Annotated in this window: 9 protein-coding genes and 2 pseudogenes; 2 read left to right on the top strand and 9 right to left on the bottom strand. The window is 70.9% G+C overall.

Features of this window, described 5'->3' with window-relative positions:
* Nucleotides 1-1,823 precede the first annotated feature (1,823 nt).
* Nucleotides 1,824-2,831, top strand: coding sequence for a ParB/RepB/Spo0J family partition protein (locus AC07AB_RS37650; RefSeq protein ID WP_478576602.1), 1,008 nt, complete (start codon nucleotides 1,824-1,826; stop codon nucleotides 2,829-2,831).
* Between the two features lie 354 nt (nucleotides 2,832-3,185).
* On the opposite strand, the pseudogene AC07AB_RS37645 reads toward AC07AB_RS37650, so the two are convergent.
* Nucleotides 3,186-3,614: pseudogene (locus AC07AB_RS37645) on the bottom strand (alpha/beta hydrolase fold domain-containing protein); the annotation flags it as partial.
* Between AC07AB_RS37645 and AC07AB_RS37640 the strand changes: the two are divergent.
* Nucleotides 3,565-3,801: pseudogene (locus AC07AB_RS37640) on the top strand (IS5 family transposase); the annotation flags it as partial. The pseudogenes AC07AB_RS37645 and AC07AB_RS37640 overlap by 50 nt on opposite strands.
* On the opposite strand, the gene AC07AB_RS37635 reads toward AC07AB_RS37640, so the two are convergent.
* From AC07AB_RS37635 to ccrA, 8 genes are all read right to left on the bottom strand, one after another.
* Entirely contained in the window at nucleotides 3,772-4,569 is a 798-nt protein-coding gene (locus tag AC07AB_RS37635; RefSeq protein WP_478576600.1) for a thioesterase II family protein, read from the bottom strand. The pseudogene AC07AB_RS37640 and the gene AC07AB_RS37635 overlap by 30 nt on opposite strands.
* Nucleotides 4,570-4,628: 59 nt before the next feature.
* Entirely contained in the window at nucleotides 4,629-4,826 is a 198-nt protein-coding gene (locus tag AC07AB_RS37630) for a ferredoxin (RefSeq protein ID WP_478576598.1), read from the bottom strand.
* 32 nt (nucleotides 4,827-4,858) lie between these two features.
* On the bottom strand, nucleotides 4,859-5,626 hold the full coding sequence (gene fabG / locus AC07AB_RS37625) for a 3-oxoacyl-ACP reductase FabG (RefSeq protein WP_478576596.1): 768 nt from the start codon (nucleotides 5,624-5,626) through the stop codon (nucleotides 4,859-4,861).
* Nucleotides 5,623-11,346, bottom strand: coding sequence for a type I polyketide synthase (locus AC07AB_RS37620; RefSeq protein WP_478576595.1), 5,724 nt, complete (start codon nucleotides 11,344-11,346; stop codon nucleotides 5,623-5,625). The genes fabG and AC07AB_RS37620 overlap by 4 nt, the downstream gene beginning before the upstream one ends.
* 5 nt (nucleotides 11,347-11,351) lie before the next feature.
* A complete protein-coding gene (locus tag AC07AB_RS37615) occupies nucleotides 11,352-14,675 on the bottom strand; it encodes a non-ribosomal peptide synthetase (RefSeq protein WP_478576593.1) in 3,324 nt (1,107 codons plus the stop codon).
* Nucleotides 14,672-17,980: a type I polyketide synthase gene (locus AC07AB_RS37610; protein WP_478576591.1), complete on the bottom strand. Its 3,309-nt coding sequence runs from the start codon at nucleotides 17,978-17,980 to the stop codon at nucleotides 14,672-14,674. Before AC07AB_RS37610 ends, AC07AB_RS37615 begins: the two co-directional genes overlap by 4 nt.
* Nucleotides 17,977-18,324, bottom strand: a complete 348-nt coding sequence (locus AC07AB_RS37605) for a hypothetical protein (RefSeq protein ID WP_478576589.1) — start codon at nucleotides 18,322-18,324, stop codon at nucleotides 17,977-17,979. The genes AC07AB_RS37610 and AC07AB_RS37605 overlap by 4 nt, the downstream gene beginning before the upstream one ends.
* Before the next feature lie 397 nt (nucleotides 18,325-18,721).
* A complete protein-coding gene (gene ccrA / locus AC07AB_RS37600; RefSeq protein WP_478576587.1) occupies nucleotides 18,722-20,065 on the bottom strand; it encodes a crotonyl-CoA carboxylase/reductase in 1,344 nt (447 codons plus the stop codon).
* Nucleotides 20,066-20,354 lie beyond the last annotated feature (289 nt).

The following is a 20,354-nucleotide window of genomic DNA, read 5'->3' as shown; positions in this document are numbered from 1 at the left end:
GGAAGACCAGGCTGGATGCGGTGGAGAAGACGAAGAAGTCGTACCACTCGACCGTGGTTCCTAGCAGGCCGGCGAGTGCCGCCTTGTGGGCGGGGAGCAGCCAGCGTCGTCCAGTAGGTGTGCGCGGGGCCCGGCGCATCATGCTCCAAGGGATCGCTGTGAGGGACGGTTTGTTAGTAACGGGAGCAACTGATCTGCGGCATGCGGACGCGGCGACCAGTGCAGCAAAGCGGCTGTCAGGGCTGGTCCCAAGCGCCTGCGGCTCCCGGCACGGCCGGAGTCCGGGTGCGCACCTGCTCGCTGCCTTGACCAGTGACGGCCGGACCGTCACCCGGCTGAGGGTGCCGGACAAGACGCAGGGCATCACCTGCTTCGCGCCCTGCTGGAGCCCTTCGGCCTGAGCGGGACGGTGGTGACGGCCGACGGTTTACCTACCCAGCGTGACCATGCTGTCTTCCTGGTCGAGGTGAAGAAGGCGCACTACGCGTTCACCGTGAAGAAGAACCGGCCCACGTAGTACGAGCACCTGCGCACGCTGCCCAGGTCGCGAGGACCGTCCGGTACCGCACCAGCCTGAAGGCCGGGGAAACGGACCCGCGAGGCCCTCTGTGCGACCATCGACCTCACCAGTCGGCAGGCCTCACCGGAGCGGATCGCCCGTCTCGTGAGACCACGGTGGGTGATCGAGAACCGGCTGCGCTTCGTCCGCGACGTCACCTTCGACGAGGACCGCTCCCAAGTCCGCACCGGACACGGCCCGGAGTGCATGTCCCCCCCCTGCGCAACCTCACGATCAACAAGCCCCGCGCTGCCGGCCGCACCAGCATCGCCGCCGGCCTCCGCGAGATGTCCCACGAACCCTTCACCCGCCCCTCGACCTCCTCGGCATCGCCCCGTGATCAGCAACTACACCAAGACCAAACGACTTTGGAACAGCCCTGGAGCGGCCGAAGTGCCTGGCGCGATTCCGAACTGCTCGTCTCGGCGGATGGCTTGACGGTATATCGCCCGCTCTGTAGCGTCCGGAGCTGTCTTTGCATACCCCGTGCACTGCACTCGTTGCCACCCTGCGCACAGGGCGCGGGAGCACCGACGTGTCAGCACACGATGCACTGTCGATGGGTTTGTTTCGCTGAGGGGGCTGGGGCGGCCACACTGCGCTGCGGCTCGTCAAGCCCCTTGCGGTGAACGCGTCGCTGGTGCCGAAATGCCTCGCCTTACGGTGAGTCTTCCTTGCTCGGAGCCAGATCCGCGCTGGGTGTCACCCAGCGCTCGGGGGACGGAGAGGTGTACCACGCATGACTGACGCGTTGGCCGGTGCGGCAGAGGAGCATCGTGCGGGTGGTGGCGAAGGGGAGCCCTGCCGCGCAAAGCTGGTGCCTGTCAACTCCCTTCTCTCTGTGGAGAGGTGCGGGCTTGCGAGCATTCTGCTCGTAGAGAAGCCCCACGCCGCACTGCGTGAGGCGGCAAAGGCAGCCGGTGTCTCGCCGGGCACTGTGCGTGACGTGCGCCAGTGTCTCTAGCGCCACCAGGGCCTCGTCCCTCCCCGCCGGCGCAAGGCTGAGCTGAATGCCCTGGAGAAGATCCGTGCCACGGTGGGCGGTGGGGCCAGCACTGCGATCGGGGGCCCGGACGAGAAGACGGCAATACAAGCTCTCATGCGGGATCGGCAACGCGCAAAGAAAGAATTCAGCTCCATCGCATATAGGGGTATGGCAATGAGCGCAATGAATATCGAGTCACTGCACCCTGAGGGCGTCCGTATAGCGTGCGGGGCGTCCACAGGCCCGTCATGGGATCCGGAGTCTTCCACGGTGGCCACTGTGCCGATCGCGCTGCTGCTCCCCGCCGATTCACCGCGGCTGTCGGGTGAGAACTTAGAACACGCCAGCGCCCTCGCGGCCTCGGAAACGGCGTTTCCACCGATTGTCGTGCACCGTTCGACGATGCGGGTAATCGACGGAATGCACCGACTCAGGGTGGCACGGATACGGGGCTGTTCGGAGATCGCGGTCCGCTTCTTCGAGGGTTCCGAGGCCGATGCCTTCGTGCTGGCCGTGGAGTCGAACGTCAGGCACGGACTGCCGCTGACGCTGACGGAGCGGACGGCTGCTGCTGCGCGCATCGTCCTCACCCACCCTGAGCGGGCAGACCGCGCCATCGCCTCGGCGACCGGCCTGTCGGCCACAACCGTCGGTGCGTTACGGCTCCGCGAGGGGGGGGAGAGTGCCGCACCCACCGCTCGTATCGGACGGGACGGCAAGGTCCGCCCGCTGAGCACCGAGGAAGGACGCAGGACGGCGGGGAGGCTGATCACCGAATCGCCCGACGCGCCACTGCGGCAGATAGCCAAGAAGGCCGGGATCTCACCGGGGACCGTGCGGGATGTGCGTGAGCGGCTGCAACGGGGGGAGGACCCGGTGCCTGCCGCGCGCCGGTCGTCGAAGCCCGGCAAGCAGGCACGGCTGACGAGCGTGGCGCGGGATCGGCCGGAAGGAGAGGGCCAGGTGCCACCCCACGAACAGCCGCGGTCGCAGCTGGCGGACGGCCCGTCCGCGCCCACCCCAGAAGGGGCGGTTGAGGAGTTGACCCAGGCGAATCTGGACGTGCTCTTCCGGAATCTGTGCAAGGACCCCTCGCTGAGACATACGGAGATGGGGCGCCTGCTGCTGCGGCTGCTCGATATGCAGTTGATGGGTGCTCGGTGCTGGAGCGGAATCACCCAGGCCATTCCGGAGCACCGCACGGAGATGGTGTCTGCCGCGGCTGCTCAATGTGCCCGAGCCTGGGCGGAGTTCGCATCGGAACTGGCAGTGCGGCGGATGGCTTGAGCCATGCTTGAGGTTTTTGCCTGCCCGTGTGGTGATCTTGGTGGGGACCGTCGTGGGAGGGGCGGCCGTGGACGCGCCGTCGTATACGTGCCCCGGGTGATCGTGACGGACAGGCTCCGCGGCTCCCCCGCCGCGTTCTCGAGGATTCCTCCCACGTCCGGCCCCGACGTCATCTGATCACCGCCCGTGCCTACCGCACCGATACGGCCGGGTGCTTGCGCACCTGGAAGACCGTCACCGGCATGCCCGCCACTGGCCGGCCGAGGTGACGGCCCGGGGCCATCCGCATCCTCCGTACGCCCGCGACTCGCCAGCCGCGCCGCTCACTTCGGGAATGCGGGGTACGTCAACGCCGCGGGCAGCCATGTGAGCCGCCAGTTCGACACCGTCGTCGTGCAGCGGGTCGAATTCGGCGGTGCCGATCACCGTGGGTGGCAGTCCTCGGAGGCCGGCGTTGAGCAGGTCGATCGCCGGGTCGGTGCGGGACCGCGGATCCGGCAGGTACTGGTCGTCGTGCCAGTGCAGGTCATCGAGTTCCGAGAGGTAGCCCGTCCCGTATCGGCGGGTGGACTCCGGCTGTAGGGACGGATCGGCCAGTGGGTGGACCGACAGCGGCGCGGAGGTGATGCGCCGGCAGACCGGGCCACGGTCACCGAGTGACCGCCGCCGGTACCGATCAGGAGCATGAGGCCGCCCTGGCTGACTTCCTTCATCTTGCGGTGGTGGGTGTGCGCGCACGCCCGGGACCAGGGGGTTCACCCCGATACCGAAACGCTGGACCATCGAGCGGACCTACGGCTGGCTCATGCTCCACCGCCGCCTCGCACGCGACCACGAAACCCACCCCCACCGCTCCGAAGCGGTGATCCACCCCGCCATGACCGACCTGGTGGCCCGCCGACTCACCGGCGAGAGCACCATCTCCTGGCGCGACCCGACATCACTGGATCAAACCTGTATCCCCGGATGAAACGACAGGAGAAAACGACCTCTTAGGCGCCACCGCGACCAGGGCGTCGGCGATCGTCGCTATCACGTCGGCCACCGCTGAGTGCAGGAAGAAGTGCTCGCCGGGAAGGGCGACCAGCCGCGAGGCAGCGCTGGTCTGCCGCAGCCACCGGTGCAGCTTCTCGCTCGCCGCCAGGGGATCGGCGTCGCCGCCGAACACAGTCAAGGGCACCGTGAGCGGCGGTTGCGTGTGATACTGGTAGGTCTCCAGCAGCGAGAAGTCCGCGCGCAGCGCGGGCAGTATCAATTCCATCAGCCCGGCGTCGTCCAGGAGCTCGGTCGGCGTGCCGCCGAGGAGACGCAGTTCCTCGAGCAGATCGGCGTCCGGCGCCGCATGGATCGGCAGCCGAGTGCGCGGCAGGTCGGGGGCGGCTGAACCGGAGACGAACAGGTGCGCCGGCTGTGGCAGGCCCCGCCCGCGCAGGGTCCTGGTGAGTTCGAAGGCGATCAGGGCGCCCATGCTGTGGCCGAACAGCGCGTAGGGCCGATCCAGGTGCCCCGCGAGGGCGTCGGCCAGCATCTCGGCCATCAACGGCAGCCTGCTGACCGGGGTTTCGCCCCAACGGGCGCCGCGGCCGGGAAGCTCCAGCGGGTGCACGTGGACATGGTCGGGGGCCAGATCGCGCCAGGTCCGGTACGCCGACGCGCTGCCGCCTGCGTACGGGAGGCAGAAGAGACGGACCCCGGCATCGTCCTGCGGCTCTGCCTGGTAAAACCATGGGTTGCGCATGGGACGCTTCTCCTTTGTCTCACTGTGATCCGCCGAGACGCGGACGCCGCCGGAGGCGGTCAGTCGGTCAGGGCCAGAGCACCCGACGGGCAGTGCTCCACCGCCGCTCGCGCGGCTTCGGCGACCTCCTGCCCGCACACACCGGCCTGCAGTAGCACGACGGTCCCGTCGTGATCGGACTGGTCGAAGAGATCGGGTGCGGTCAGCGCGCACATGCCCGCGCCGACGCAGCGTTCCGTATCAGCCTGGATTTGCAAGGTCGTATCCCTGTGCCGTGGTGTTCGCGGAGTCAGACGGTCACGCCGCCGTCGATCTGGAAGGCCGTGCCGGTGATGTACGCGGCCCGGTCCGAGAGCAGGAACGAGACCAGGTCGGCGACCTCGTGCGGCTCGCCGAACCGCCCCAGCGGGATGCGCTCCTTGAACCGCTCGCGCGCCTCGGCCGGCAGGTCCATGACGGGATCGGTAGCGACGAACCCGGGCACGACCACGTTGGCCCGTACCCCGTACCGGCCGACCTCGCGGGCCAGGGACTTGGTGAACCCGATGATCCCGGCCTTGGACGCAGCGTAGTTGGTCTGTCCGGAGTTGCCGTACAGACCGGCTATGGAGGACATCGTCACGATCGCACCGCGCCTACGTTTGATCATGCCGTTGATGACGGTCCGGCAGACGTAGTACGTACCGTCGAGATTGACCCGCTGGACGTCGATCCAGTCGCCATCCTCCATCGCCGCCAGCGGGCCGTCGCGCAGCACGGCGGCCGAGGTGACCACCGCCGTGACCGGACCGAGGGTGTCCTCGATCCCGTCGACGAGTTCCTCCACCGCGGCGCTGTCGCCGACGTCGGTCCGGCGGATGTACATCCGCCGGCCCAGCGCGCCGATCTCCTTCTCCAGGCTCTGCGCGGCGGCCGTGTCGGAGGCGTAGCACACCGCCACGTCGAAGCCGTCCTGTGCGAGCCGCAGTGCGACGGCGCGGCCGATCCCGCGTGAGCCGCCCGCCACCAGTGCCACCGGGGCGTCCTGGTCCGTGCGGGTCGGGTCGATGCCGCTCATGCCATGTCCTCCTGGCCCTCGTCCGCCGCGAGCAGGCGGTGCAGCTCTGCTTCCACCGCCTCGTCGGACAGACCCGCGAGCAGATCCAGGCCGGCATCCGCCTCCGGTTCGTCGCGGCTGAGAACCTCGATGGTGTCCTCGGGGCGGGAGTCCGCGTTCAGCAAGTCCGCGGTGTGCGCGACGGTGGGGTGCTCGAAGAAGGCCCGCAGGTCGAGTTCGACTCCGAGGCGGTTCTTGAGGCGGGTGCCGATCTGAACCGCGGCCAGGGAGTGGCCGCCGAGGGCGAAGAAGTCGTCGTCGACGCCGACCCGGTCCAGGCCGAGGAGCTCCTGCCAGACTTCGGTGACCTCCTGCTCGCGGGGGGTGCGTGCAGCGACGTACGGCGTGTCCAGATCCGGGCGGGGGTGGTTGGCACCGGGCGGCGCGAGCTGGCTCATCTCCCGCTCGAGCAGCGCGGGGGTCACGGAGCGGGCCAGATCGCGTACGGCGGCGAAGTCGCGGTGGGAGACGAGGAGATGACCGGGGAGGCTGGCGGCGGCGAGAAGACGGGCGAAGACGTCCTTGCCCCGCTGCTCGGTGATGCCTTCGGCGAGGGTGCGCAGAACCCCGCCGGCCGCCTCGCCGGGACGGTCCGCGGCCGCCTCCGCGTCGTGCGCGGGCGGCTCGACGGCGTGCGCTATCTGGTCGCGCAGGCTCCCCAGGTCGTTGATCCGCTTGATGGTGAAGTCGCCGATCCGGGCCAGGAGCCGTCCGTCCGGGGCGAGGATCTCGATGTCGCAGGTACTGGTCTCGCCCGCGGAGTCCGCGGCCCCCTTCACCTCGACATAGGCGTGGACGGTGCTGGTCAGGCCGTGGAAGACGCGCAGGCTGCGATAGCTGAACGGCAGGTAGTACGTGTCGGGTGCGTGCACCCGGGCGGTGCCGCCGGCCGCGTCGAGCAGTGCCGGGTGCAGCAGGTAGTGGTCGAGGTCGCTGTGGTACTCCTCGTCGAGCCGCAGGGTCGCCAGCACTCGCTTCGGGCCGACCTGGATCTCCCGCATGCAGTGCCAGCGCGGCCCGAAGGAGAACTCAATCGGGCCGCCCTTCTCGAACCGGTCCAGACGGAGCCCGAGCTTGATCGACTCGTCGGTGTCGAGGACCTCCGTCACCGCGCAGTCGGCACGGAGCTGAGCGAGGTCGCGCACCGTGTCCGGCTCCGGCTCGAAGAAGGCGACGGTGCCGCGCGCGTGGTCGGTCCACGTCACGGCCCCCGGTGCACCGGTGCGGCTCTGCACGGCGAAGTGCCACCGGCCGTCACGTTCCTCGATGGTGGTGAAGACCTCGCGGGACTGCCCGTCGGGGACGACCACGGGGATCATGTACTGCACGTCACCGATCTCGATGCCCCGCCCGGCGGCCTGCTCGGCGACGGCGGCCCGGACCAGTTCGAGGTAGGCGGTGCCCGGGACGAGGCCGTGGCCCTGGATGCGGTGGTCGGCGACGATCCAGCTGTCGTCGGTGCTGAAGACCGTGGCGTATGTACGGGCGGTGGCGGTGGAGCGGACCAGGCGCCGCAGCAGGGGGTGGCCGTTGAGCGGGGTGCCGGCGTCGAGGCCGAACAGGGAGTCGAGGCCGGTGGCCATGCCGACGTCCTGCCAGGTGTCCCAGCCGATGGAGGTGACGGGCAGCCCGCTCTGGCGGCGCTTGTACTGCGCCCACGCGTCGAGGAAGGCGTTGGCGGCGGCGTAGTCGCTCTGGCCGGGGCCGCCGAGTACGGCGGTCACGGAGGAGCACAGCAGCATGAAGTCCAGGTCGTCCTCACGGCAGGCCTGGTCGAGGATGAGCAGGCCGTGGGTCTTGGCGGCGAGGACCTGGTCGGCATCGGCCGGGGATTTGGTGACGATCATGCCCTGGGAGGGCAGGCCGGCGGCATGGACGACGCCGTTGAGGGGGCCGGCCGCCGCCCGCAGGTCGCCGACGGCCCGCAGCATCTGCTCCGTGTCGGTGACATCGGCGCGCAGCAGGATGACGCGGGCACCGAGGGACTCGAGGTGCCGCAGCCGCCTGATACGGGTGCTGGTGGCGTCGGTGTCGTCGTGGGCGGCGAGATGGGCGTCCCAGTCGGCGGGCGGCGGGAACGCGGAACGGCTCAGCAGGCCGAGGACCGGCCGGCCGGTCGCGGTCGCGATGTGCTCGGCGAGGGCAAGGCCGAGCCCGCCGAGGCCGCCGGTGACGAGATAGACGCCGCCGTCCCGCAGCCCGGTGCGGTCGCCGTCACCGGGGGAGGTCTGGTTGATCCAGTCCACCCGGTCGAAGTCGCGCGCCCACAAGTGGCGCCCGCGCAGGGCGAGTTCGGTCCCGGTGTCGGTGCCGGTGAGGGCGGTGAGCACGGCGCGGACGGCGTCCTTGCCCGGGGCGTCCGCGTCGGTGCCGGTGATGTCCAGGACTCGGCAGGAGGTGTCGGCGGTCTCCTGGGGGATCACCGTGGCCGGGCCGAGCAGCAGGGCGTGCTCGGGCTGTAGCGGTTCGTCGCCGGTGACGTCGTACACGCCGCGGCAGAGCAGGTCGAGAACGACCGGGGCCGGCAGTCGCTCGGAGCCCAGGGCCTGGGCGAGGGCGATCAGGCTGTCGAAGCCGGTGCGGCGCGCGGCGTCCAGCCGTTCATGGGTGGGCGCCGCGCCGTCCGCGGGGCCCTCGGCGGCGCCCCACAGGTGGACGAAGCGGAAGCGCTGCCCGTCCCTGGCCGCGAAGGGGGGTGTGGCGAGGGACGAGGCGAGCGCGGACAGGTGGTCCGGGTCGGCGGGGTCCAGGGTCCAAGAGCCCTCGCCGGTGCGTTCCACGGCGGTGCCCGCAGTGACGCGCACGACGCGGTCGCCGGCGGCCGCCAGGCGGTCGGCGAGGGTGTCGCCGAGGGCGAGTCCGGCGCCGAGGATCACCCACGTGTCGCCGGTGGCCGCGGCCGTGCTCCGGGCGGGCAGGGCGAGCCGCTGCCACCCGGGGGTGTAGTAGCAGCCGTCCGCGGTGGTGGCGGCGGGCTCCGCGGCGCAGGGGAGCCCGGCGGGCTCGACCCAGTAGCGGCGCCGCTGAAAAGCGTAGCCGGGCAGCCGCACCGGGCGGTGCCGATCCGGGCTCTGGATCGCTGCCCAGTCGACGGCGGCACCGGCGCTCCACACCGCGCCGAGGCCCGCCAGCAGGTGCGCGTCGTCGGGGATGTGCTCGCCGGGGTGGCGCAGGGATCCGGCGCTGGGGCGGCCCGGTGTCCAGGTCTGGTGGGCGCGGGCGAAGTTGGTGAGGTTCTGGCCGGGGCCGACCTCCAGCGGGACGAGGACGGGGTCGGCGAGCAGCACGTCGAGGGCGTCGCGGAACCGTACCGGCTGGCGCAGGTGGGTGCCCCAGTAGTCGGGGCTGGTCGCCTGCTCGGTGGTGATCCAGGTGCCGGTGACGTTCGACAGGAACGGGATCGCCGGGGGGCGCAGGGCAACGGTGCGGACCTCGTCGGTGAACGCGGCGGCGGCAGCGTCCATGTCGGGCGAGTGGAAGGCGTGCGAGGTGTGCAGGCGGCGGCAGCCCACGCCCTCGTCCGTGAGCCGCTGCTCGAGGGCGTCGACGGCCTGCTGGGTGCCGGAGACCACGGTGAGCGCGGTGGAGTTGACGGCGGCCAGCGCCAGGCCGTCCCCGAGGCGGGCGGTGGTCTCCTCCTCGGAGAGGAAGACGCTGAGCATGGCGCCGCCCGGCATCTGCTGGGCCAGCCGGCCGCGGGCGGCGACCAGGCGTACGGCGTCCTCCAGGCTGAACACACCCGCCAGGCAGGCGGCGGCGTACTCGCCGACGCTGTGGCCCAGCATGGCGCGAGGCTGGACGCCCCAGGACTGCCACAGCCGGGCCAGGGCGTACTCCACGCAGAACAGTGCGGGCTGGGCGAGGCGGGTCTGCCGCAGCCGCTCGGCGGCCTGCGGGGCGTCCCCGTCGAGCACGAGGGCGTGCAGATCCTCTTCCAGATGGGGGGCGAGCAACTGCGCGCAGCGGTCGAACTCGGCGGCGAAGACGGGCTCTTGGGCATACAGGCCGTGGGCCATCCCCGGGTACTGGGCGCCCTGCCCGGGGAAGAGGAACGCGACCGGGGCGTCGTCGGGCGCGGCAGCAGCGGACGTGCTCTGCGCGAGCCGGCGCAGCGCGTCGACGGCTTCCTTGGTGGTGCGAGCGACGGCGGCGCCGCGGTGGGCGAACTCGGCCCGGCGGTGGGCCAGGGTGTGGGCGACGGCATCGAGGGGGGTGCCGGGGTGGGCCGCGAGGTGGTCGGCCAGGCGCTCGGCGGCGCCGGCGAGCGCGGGTGCGGACTTCGCGGACAGCGGCAGCAGCCGGGCCGCGGGCTCGGCCGTGGCCGCCTCCCGGTCGCTGTCGGCCGGCGCGTCCGACAGCCCGGCGGGTGCCTCCTCCAGGACGACGTGGACGTTTGTACCGCCGATGCCGAAGGAGCTGACGCCGGCCCGGCGCGGCTCGTCCGTGCGCGGCCAGGGCTGCAGTTCGGTGTTGACGTAGAACGGGCTGGTGTCCAGTTCGAGGCCGGGGTTGGGCCGCTCGTAGTGCAGGGTCGGCGGGATGGCCTCGTGCTTGAGGGCGAGGACGGCCTTTATCAGACCGGTGACGCCCGCGGCGGCGTCGAGGTGGCCGACGTTGCTCTTGACCGCCCCGATGGCGCAGGTGCCCCGGCCGTCCGTGCCGGCGCGGAAGGCACGGGTGAGGGCGGCGATCTCGATGGGGTCGCCAAGGGGAGTGCCGGTGCCGTGGGTCTCCACGTACCCGACGGTGGCCGGGTCGACGTCGGCCAGGGCCAGGGCCTCGGTGACGGCCCTGGCCTGGCCGTCGATGCTCGGCGCGGTGTAACCGGCCTTGAGGGAACCGTCGTTGTTGACGGCGCTGGCGAGGATGACCGCTTCGACGGCGTCGTCGGCGGCCCGGGCGTCGGCGAGCCGGCGCAGCACGACGATGCCGACGCCGTTGCCGGGTACGGTGCCGGCCGCGCCGGCGTCGAACGCACGGCAGGTGCCGTCGGGGGAGAGGATGCCGCCGGACTCGTACGGGTAGCCGCCGAGCAGTGGGGACGAGACGGAGACGCCGCCGGCCAGGGCGATGTCGCATTCGCCGTTGAGAAGGCTCTGGCAGGCGAGGTGCACTGCCGTCAGCGACGTGGAGCAGGCGGTCTGGACGGTCACCGCCGGGCCCTTCAGGTCCATCTTGTAGGCGGCGCGGGTGGCCAGGAAGTCCTTGTCCGAGGAGAGCATCACCTGGTACATGCCGGATGCGTCCAGGACCCGCTGGTTGTTCATGAGGTTGAACAGCAGATAGCTGTTGAGCCCGGAGCCGGCGAAGACGCCGATACGGCCGTCGCAGCGGGCCGGGTCGATGCCGGCGGACTCCAGAGCGTGCCAGGCGCATTCGAGGAAGACCCGGTGCTGGGGGTCGAGGAGCTCCGCCTCGCGGGGGCTGTAGCCGAAGAAGCCCTCGTCGAACAGGTCGGCACCGTTTAGTACGCCCTTGGCCTTGACGTAGCCGTCCTGGAGCAGGAGCGCCGGGGCGACGCCGGAGTCGGCCAGTTCCTCGTCGGAGAAGTGGGTGATGCCCTCGCGGCCGCGCTCGAGGTCGGCCCAGAAGGCCTCCACGTCGTCGGCGCCGGGGAAGCGGCCGGCCATGCCGATGACGGCAACGCGGTCGAGTTCCTGGTCCTGGTACGGCTGTGACACTTCGATCACCTGTCTTGGCGGGAGGAAGCCCGGCGTTCGGCTGCTTGCTGCCGCCTGTTGCGGGACTGACGACGGTTCTGTGCGCGTTCCTTGGCGTCGCGCGCTGCGGTCTCGGTTCCGGTACGGGAGCCGCTGAGGTACGCGGCGAGTGCTCCGACGGTGGGGTGCTGGAACAGTTCGACCATGGTCAGTTCGTGGCCGAGGGCGGCCAGGCCGGTCCGGAGCTCGGCCATGAGCAGGGAATGCCCGCCGAGGTCGAAGAAGTTGTCCCGCATCCCGACCCGCTCGACGCCCAGCAGGCCGCGCCACATATCGGCGAGCGCGTGCTCCAGGCCGTCCTTGGGCGCGACGAACCGGATCCCCAGGTCGGGCCGGTCGGTGCGCGGCTCGGGCAGGGCCTTGCGATCGGTCTTGCCGCTGGGGGTCAGCGGCAGGGCGTCGAGCACCGTGAAGGAGACCGGAACCATGTACTCCGGCAGGTGCTCGCGCAGATGGGCGGCGAGATCCCCGGCCGCGGGCGCCGCCGCGCCCGCGGCGGTGACGTAGGCGGCCAGGCGGACGTCACCGGGGGAGTGCTCGCGGGCGACCACGACGGCTTCGCGCACGGTGCCGTGCCGGGTCAGGACGGCCTCGATCTCCCCGAGTTCGAGGCGCTGGCCGCGGAGCTTGACCTGGTGGTCGAGGCGGCCGAGGAATTCCAGTGCGCCGTCGGCGCGGTGCCGGGCGAGGTCGCCGGTGCGGTAGATGCGGGCCCCGGGGACGAAGGGGTCGTCCGTGAAGCGCTCGGCGGTCAGGTCCGGGCGGTTCAGATAGCCGCGGGCCAGGCCCCGGCCGCCGATGCACAGTTCGCCGGGGACACCGGCCGGGACCGGGCGGCCGTAGCGGTCCAGGACGTACATACGGATGTTGGCGATGGGGCGGCCGATGGGCACCGGGCGGGTGTCGCCTCCCGGGCGGCAGTGCCAGGCGGTGACGTCGATGGCGGCCTCGGTGGGCCCGTACAGGTTGTGCAGCTCGGCCCGGTGCAGGTCCAGGAAGCGGTCGTGCAGGTCGCGGGGCAGTTCCTCGCCGCTGCAGAAGACGCGGCGCAGGCCGGCGGAGTGCTCGGCGGGTTCGGAGAGGAAGAGCTGCAGCATGGAGGGGACGAAGTGGAGGGTGGTGATCCGCTCGGCCGCCACCGTCGCGGCGAGGTAGGAGCTGTCGCGGTGCCCGCCGGGCCGGGCCATGACGAGGGTGGCGCCGGTCATCAGGGGCCAGAAGAACTCCCACACCGACACGTCGAAGGAGAACGGTGTCTTCTGCAGCACCCGGTCGGTGGCGTCCAGACCGTAGGCGTCCTGCATCCACAGCAGCCGATTACGCAGGGCGGCGTGGACGTTCATCACGCCCTTGGGCCGGCCGGTCGACCCGGAGGTGAAGATGACGTACGCCAGGTCCTCGCCGTCCACGACCACGCCGGGGTCGTCCGGGCACTGCTCGGCCAGCTCGGCGGCGAGGTCCTCCATCCGCAGCACGGGACAGCCGAGGGCGGGCAACTGGTCGGCCAGGTCGCCGTGGGTGAGCACCACGGGGGGCTGGGCGTCTTCGGCGATGGCGGTCAGCCGGGCGGGCGGCAGGCTGGTGTCGAGGGGGACGTACGCCCCGCCCGCCTTGAGGACGGCCAGGAGGGCGACGACAAGATCGAGGGAGCGCTCCAGGGCGACGCCGACGAGGACGTCCCGGCCCACTCCGCGGCCGCGCAGCAGGTGGGCGAGGCGGTTGGCGCGCTCGTTCAGCTCGGTGTAGGTCAAGGAGGCGCCGGCGTACCGGACGGCTTCGGCGCCGGGGGCGCGGCGCACCTGCTCCTCGATGCACTCGTGCACCAGGCCGTCGGGCCACTGCCGGTCGGTGGCGTTCCATTCGTCGACGACCCGGTGGCGCTCCGCTGCGTCGAGGAGGTCCAGGTCGCCGATGGGCGTGCTGGGGCGGGCGGTGACCTGCTCGACCAGGCGGCGGAAGTGGCCGGCGAGGCGGACGATGGTGGCCTCGTCGAACAGGTCGCGGTCGTACTCGAACCAGCCGGTGACACCGCCGTCGGTGTCGAACGCCTGGAGCTCCAGGTCGAAGCGGGCGCCTTCGCTCCGGGCCGGGAGCCGGGTGAGGCGGGCGCCGGCCATGGCGAGCGTGGGCACTGGTTCCCGGCCGTAGCTGAAGCTGACCTGGTACACCGGGGGACGGCTGAGGTCACGGGTGGTGTTGAGGTCGGCGACGATCAGCTCAAAGGGGACATCCTGGTGGGCGTACGCACCCAGGCAGGCGTCGCGGACACGGGTGAGGACCGGCTCGAAGCCGGGGTCGCCGGACAGGTCGGCCCTGATGGGCAGGGTGTTGACGAAGTAGCCGATGAGCGGCTCGACCTCGGCGTGCCCGCGCAGGGCGGTGGGCACGCCGACGACGATGTCGTCCTGGCCGGTGTAGCGGTGCAGCAGGATCTGGAAGGTGGCGAGGAGCGCCATGTACGGGGTGGCGCCGTGCCGTCTGGCCAGCGCGGCCAGTTCGCCGATCAGAGCGGGCGGCAGGTCGATGGGGACGGAGCCGCCGTTGAAGCCCTGAACGGCCGGGCGGGGGCGGTCGGTGGGCAGATCGAGGACGGAGGGGGCGCCAGCGAGGTGTTCGCGCCAGTACGCCAGGTCCCGCTGCCAGCCGCCGCTGTCGAGCTGCTGGTGCTGCCAGAAGGCGAAGTCGCCGTACTGGATGGCGAGTTCGGGCAGCCGTGCGGGCTGCCCTGCGGCGAAGGCCTCGTACAGCTCGGACAGTTCGTTCAGGAAGACCGCGATGGACCAGCGGTCGGAGACGAGGTGGTGCATCGCGATGGCGAGGACGGACCGCTCGGGACCGGTGCGCAGCAGCCGGACCCGCACAAGGGGGCCGGTGCCGATGTCGAAGGGTTCGGCGAGGGCGTTGTCGATCCACTTCTGATGGTCGGTGCCGGTGTACTGCGGCCCGCTGAGATCGGTTTCCGGGACGTCCACCGTCACGTGGTGGTGGACGACCTGGACGGGGACGCCGTCGCGTGGCTGGAAGGTGGTGCGCAGGGCCTCGTGGCGCTGGACGATCTCGGCGACGGCGGCGCGCAGCAGGCCGGTGTCGAGGGGGCCTTCGATGCGGATCGCGCCGGGCACGATGTAGCCGGGGTTGCGGGGTCGGAGTTGTTCGAGGAACCAGGTGCCCCGCTGCAGGACTGCCAACGGGAAGGTGTCCTCGGCCGAGCGCTCGGCGAGCAGAGCGTCGAAACGGGCGCGCTCTTCGGGGGGGAGCGCGGCCAGCCGCTGGGCGAGGTCGTTGGTCACGAGCGTTCCTTCGGGCCGGGCACGGGTGCGCTGGAGCCGGTCAGTTCGTCGAGCAGCGCCTCGGCTGCGTCGACGGCACGGGGCATCCGCTGGATCGCAGGGGATGCCCCGGTGCCGTCGTGCCTGGCGTCGGTCAGGGAGGTCCCGCCGGTCGCGGTCAGCTCCTTGACGATGCTCCCCGCGACGCTGCTGATGGTCGCGCCGCTGAGGAAGTCGGTGATCTGCAGGGTGAGGCCGAGCCTGCTCCGGATCTCGTTGCGCAGTTCGACGGCCATGAGGGAGTCCAGGCCGAAGTCGGTCAGCGGCTCGTCCACGCCGATGTGGGTGGAGGCGGAGCCGAGGACGTCCTTGACGCTGAGTACGAACTGGGCGGAGAGGGTGTCGAGGCGCTCGGGCTCGGCCAGCTCCAGCAGTTCGGCGGCCGTGGGGATGCGGCTGGCGCGGCGCCGGTCGCGGGAGGAGCGGCGACCGGAGCGGGCCGGTCGGGTGCGCGAGCCGTCCGCGGCATCGGAGGTGGCACCTGCGTCGGCGGCTGCCGACGCGGTGCCGTCCCAGGGGCGCGGGGGCTGCCAGCAGCGGACTGGGTCGAAGGGGTACGTGGGCAGCGGCGCCTTGGAGCGGGTGTAGTCGCGGTCGAAGCCGCCCCAGTCGATGGAGGCGCCGGCCGCGTACAGTTCGGCGACCGTGGGAAGCAGGATCTCCCAGTCGTCCCGCTTGGGCCGCAGGCTGGGCAGCAACAGGTCGTCGTGGCCGGGCGGCAGGGCGTCGTTCATGATACCGAGCAGCGTGGGGGCGGGGCCGACCTCGACGAAGGTGTGGTAGCCCATGGACCGCAGGGTCTGGACGCCGTCGGCGAACCGTACGGTGCCGCGGACGTGCCGGCACCAGTAGTCGGGGTCCGGCGCCTGGTCCCACGGCCACAGTTCGCCGGTGATGTTGGAGACCAGGGGGATACGCGGGGCGGTGAAGGTGAGCTTCTGCGCGGCCTGGCGCAGCGGCTCCAGGACGGGGTCCATCAGGGGGGAGTGCCCGGCGGAGGCGATGCGTAGCTGCTTGGCCTTGACTCCGCGGGTGGCGAAGGCGGCGCACACGGCCTCGACGAGGTCGCGGTCGCCGGAGATCGCGGTGCTCGCCGGGCCGTTGACCGCGGCGATGGCGATCCGGCCGGGGTGCGCGGCGAGTTCGGCGGCGACCTCCCGCTCGGATGCGAAGATCGCGGCCATGGTGCCGGGCAGCGAGTGCTCCTGGATGATGCGGGCGCGTTCCACCGCGAAGGTCAGGCCGTCCTGGAGGGACATCGCGCCCGCCACACAGGCGGCGACGCATTCGCCGAAGCTGTGGCCGAGGACGGCCGCGGGAGTGATGCCCCAGGAGCGCCACAGCTGGGTCATGGCGTACTCGACGGCGAACGTGGCGGGTTGGGCGTAGGCGGTGTCGTTGATCTGCGGGTCGTCGGGGCCGTCGGGGTCGTCGGGGAACAGGACGGACAGCAGCGGCCTTTCGAGCAGCGGGCGCAGAATCTCGGCGCATTCGTCCACGGCACGCCGGAACGTGGGTTGTGAGTCGTACAGGGCGCGGGTCATCCCGGGGCGCTGGGCGCCCTGACCGGTGAACAGGAACACGACTTCGGGGCTGTCGGCCTCGCCCTGGACTAGGCCCGGAGCGCTCTCCCCGCGGGCGAAGGCGGAGAGTTGGCCCGCGACCTCCTCGCGGGTGGTGCCGACGGCGGCGAGACGGTGGCGGAAGTGGGAGCGGCCGGTGCCCGCCGAGTGGCACAGGTCGGCCAGCGAGGCGTCGTCGTCACCGGCGAGCCGCTCGGCGTACCGGTCGGCGAGTGCGGCGAGTGCGCTCTCGCTGCGGGCGGAGAGTGCGAGGACGGAGGCGGGCCTGCGGTCGTCGTCGGCGGGGCGGGCAGGCGTGAGGGGTGCCTGCTCCAAAATCATGTGGGCGTTGGTGCCGCTCAGTCCGAAGCTGCTCACCGCCGCCGCCCGGGGACCGTCGGTGTTCGGCCACGGGGTCAGCCCGGTGGGCACCTGGAAGGTGGTGCCGTCGAAGGAGATGTTGGAGTTGAGCAGCGAGAAGTGCAGGTTCGGCGGGATCTCGGCGCGTTCCAGGCACATCGCGGCCTTGATGAGACCGGCGATGCCGGCGGCCGCTTCCAGGTGGCCGATGTTGGTCTTGACGGCGCCGAGGTAGACCGGCGAGCCGCTCTCGCGGCCGTACACATCGGCGAGGGCATCGGCCTCGATGGGGTCACCGAGGCGGGTGCCGGTGCCGTGGGTCTCGACGTAGCCGACCTGGCCGGCCGCCACCCCGGCGGCGGCCAGGGCGCGCTGGAACACATCGCGCTGCGCGGCGCCGTTGGGCGCGGTGATGCCGGCGCTGCGGCCGTCCTGGTTGACCGCGCTGCCGCGCACCACAGTGAGGATGCGGTCCTCGTCGCGCAGGGCGTCGGACAGCCGCTTGAGGACGACGACGCCGCCGCCCTCGCCACGCACGTAACCGTCGGCGCTGTCGGAGAACGTCATGGCGCGGCCCTGCCGGGAGACCGAGCCGAACTGCGACTGGGAGATCATCATGAACGGCGAGAGGATCACGTTGACGCCCCCGGCAAGGGCCATGTCGCACTCGCCCAGACGCAGGCTCTGGCACGCCTGGTGGACGGCCACGAGCGAGGCCGAACAGGCGGTGTCGACGGTGAGGTTGGGGCCGCGCAGATCGAGGAGGTAGGCGATGCGGGCCGGGATGAAGGACATCGCGGCGCCGGAGCTGGTGTAGGCGCTGACGTCGTCGGGGTGGCGCAACTGCGCGGTGATGTAGTCCCACGAGGCCGATCCCATGAACACCCCGGTGCGGCTGCCGGCCAGGTCCGACGGGGCCTGCCCGGCGTTCTCCAGCGCCTCCCAGCACACCTGCAGGCTCAGGCGCTGGGCCGGGTCCATCGCAGCGGCCTCGCGCTGGGAGATGCCGAAGAAGTCGTGGTCGAAGTGCTCGAGGTCGTCGAGGAACGCACCGGCGCGGGTGTAGACCTTCCCTGGTTTGCCGGCCTCCTCGTCGTAGAAGGCCTCGTGGTCCCACCGCCCGCTCGGTATCTTGCCCACGGCGTCGGTGCCGTCGGCCAGCATCCGCCAGTACGAGGCGGTGTCCTTGACGCCGCCGGGGAAGCGGCAGCCGGTGCCCACGATGGCGATGGGCTCGGAGTGGGCCCGCTCGTACTCGGCGACCTGGTGTTGGAGGCGTTCCATCGTCAGGTAGGCGCGCTTGAGTGCGTCGGCCGCTGTCACGTCCGGTCCCGATGACGTCATCGCTGAGCCCCCTCGTCGATCTGTGTGGTCTTGGCCGTCAGAAGTGCTTCGAGTTCCGCGGCGGACATCGCATCCAGGTCCGGCGGGCCGTCCACGGCGGGCGCGCCCGCGCGGTCGGGTGCTGCCTGCGGCGGCGTCGGCGCGGCGGCGGTGAGTCGCGGCCGGGTGCGCATCGGGAACGCCAGGTCCGAAGGGCAGGCCGGCACGGCGATGATCTCGGCGTTGCCGAAGGCGTGCGGCTCACCCTCGCCGTCCACGAGGAACCGGAAGACCTGGTCCTCGGAGTGTTCGCTGAGGACCGTACGGAAATGGTCGACAAGCGATCGTGCGTCCCGGCCCGGCATCCGACCGTCCTCTCAGCATTCGTGGCCTTGCGTGAGTTTCCTTGCGTGCGCGGGTCGCGCCGCGCATTCCTGCTGCGATTTCAGTTCGCCTTCAGCTCGTCTTCGGCGACGGTGCCCGGACGCCTATCACGGGCAACTGTGCGGCTGCCGACCGTACGTGTCATGTGCCGTGTTCGGCGAAGAGGCCGGAGTGCGGACGGGAGAATCGAGAAGAGGCAGCGCGCAGGGGTATCCGGGAAGAAAGCGGTCGATGCGCCGACCGGAATTACCCCGGGGATTTACGCCATGCGCAAGGCAGCATCCATCACGTCCCGCCGACCCGTCAACAAGCGGCAGGCAGAGGGCAGGTGGCGGACCCCGCGGAATCGCGGCCGCGCGAATACAACGCCCTGACGCATCACGCGCTCACCGGCTTTGTGCGGAACCTGTTGATGGCTGACTCGTGCCGGGCCCGCAGTGCCGAGTCGCGGACCCCGAGCCCGCCTTCGGGCGCCAGACACAGCACCCCGACCTTGCCCTGGTGCAGGTTGTGGTGCACGTCGTACACGGCCTGGGCGGCGCGTTCGAGCGGCACCGCCTGTGACAGCGTGGGGTGGATCTGGCCCCTGGCGATGAGCCGGTTGGCCTCCCACGCCTCGCGGTAGTTGGCGAAGTGGGTGCCGATGATCCGCTTGAGGTTCATCCACAGGTATCGGTTGTCGTAGGTGTGCTGGTACCCCGAGGTGGACGCACAGGTCACGATGGTGCCGCCGCGGCGGGCCACGTACACGCTCGCGCCGAACGTCTCGCGGCCCGGGTGCTCGAAGACGATGTCCGGGTCGTCGCCCCCGGTCAGTTCCCTGATCCGGGCGCCGAACCGCCGCCATTCACGCGGGTCCTGCGACTGTTCGTCCTTCCAGAACCGGTAGCCATCGGCGCTCCGGTCGATCACCAGCTCTGCGCCCATGCGCCGGCACGCCTCGGCCTTCTGCGGGCTGGACACCACACACACCGGGATCGCCCCGCCGTTGAGCGCCAACTGCGTGGCGTACGAGCCGAGTCCACCGGATGCGCCCCAGATGAGCACGGTGTCGCCCTGCTTGACGCGGGCGCCGTTGGCGGAGACCAGTTGCCGGTACGCGGTGGAGTTCACCAGGCCCGACGCGGCCGCCTCCTCCCAGGAGAGATGCCGCGGCTTGGGCATCAGCTGGTTGGCCTTGACCAGAGCCAGCTCGGCAAGCCCGCCGAAGTTCGTCTCGAATCCCCAGATCCGCTGCTCCGGGTCGAGCATGGTGTCGGAGTGGCCGTCGGGGTGGTCCAGTTCCACGGACAGGCAGTGCGCGACCACCTCGTCGCCGGGGGACCAGCCCGCCACTCCTTCGCCGCAGCGCAGCACCACACCGGACAGGTCCGAGCCGAGGACGTGGTAGGGCAGATCGTGCCGGGCCGCCTGCGGCGAGGTCCGGCCGTAGCGGGACAGGAAACCGAACGTCGGTATCGGCTCGAAGATCGAGGACCACACCGTATTGTGGTTGATCCCGCTGGCCATCACCGCCACCAGCACCTCGCCCGCGGCCGGCTCCGGCGTTGCCACCTCGTCCAGGTGCAGTGACCGGCGCGGGTCCTTGTCCCGGCTCTCCAGGCCGTCGAACATCGCCGTCTCATCGGCGTGCAGAACCACGCCTCGGTAGAACTCGGGCACCGGCAGGTGGCCCACCTCGCCCAATTCGCCCGCGAGGATCGCATCGAGGATCTTTTGCATCGGTTCTGGACCTCTTTCCGGCTCAGTCTGCGAAAAACAGTGGAGCTCATTTGCGTTCCCTCAGGGGAGGGGACGCAAATGGGAGTCGCCTGGTGTCTGTTCCGCGGTCGCCTTGCCGAATTTTGGAGACAAGTGCGAGATGAATGCTGACACTTGGCCGACAGTCGAGTCCAGCGGCCAAAGGTTCGCACGCGGTGTAATCGAAGGGTGCTCAAAAGGGCAGGGCTGGTCCAAAGTCCTGACGGGTGGGTGACGGTGCTGGTCACGGCGTAGTGACGATGTCGGTAGG

It is taken from the genome of Streptomyces sp. NPDC044033 (genome assembly GCF_056434425.1).
This window is presented reverse-complemented; position numbering and strand designations above follow the sequence as displayed.

Excerpts from the sequence above, each read along its gene's own strand:
- AC07AB_RS37635 (WP_478576600.1), bottom strand. The coding sequence starts at position 4,569 with ATGCGCAACCCATGGTTTTACCAGGCAGAGCCGCAGGACGATGCCGGG.
- AC07AB_RS37605 (WP_478576589.1), bottom strand. The coding sequence starts at position 18,324 with ATGCCGGGCCGGGACGCACGATCGCTTGTCGACCATTTCCGTACGGTC.
- ccrA (WP_478576587.1), bottom strand. The coding sequence starts at position 20,065 with ATGCAAAAGATCCTCGATGCGATCCTCGCGGGCGAATTGGGCGAGGTG.
- fabG (WP_478576596.1), bottom strand. The coding sequence starts at position 5,626 with ATGAGCGGCATCGACCCGACCCGCACGGACCAGGACGCCCCGGTGGCA.
- AC07AB_RS37610 (WP_478576591.1), bottom strand. The coding sequence starts at position 17,980 with ATGACGTCATCGGGACCGGACGTGACAGCGGCCGACGCACTCAAGCGC.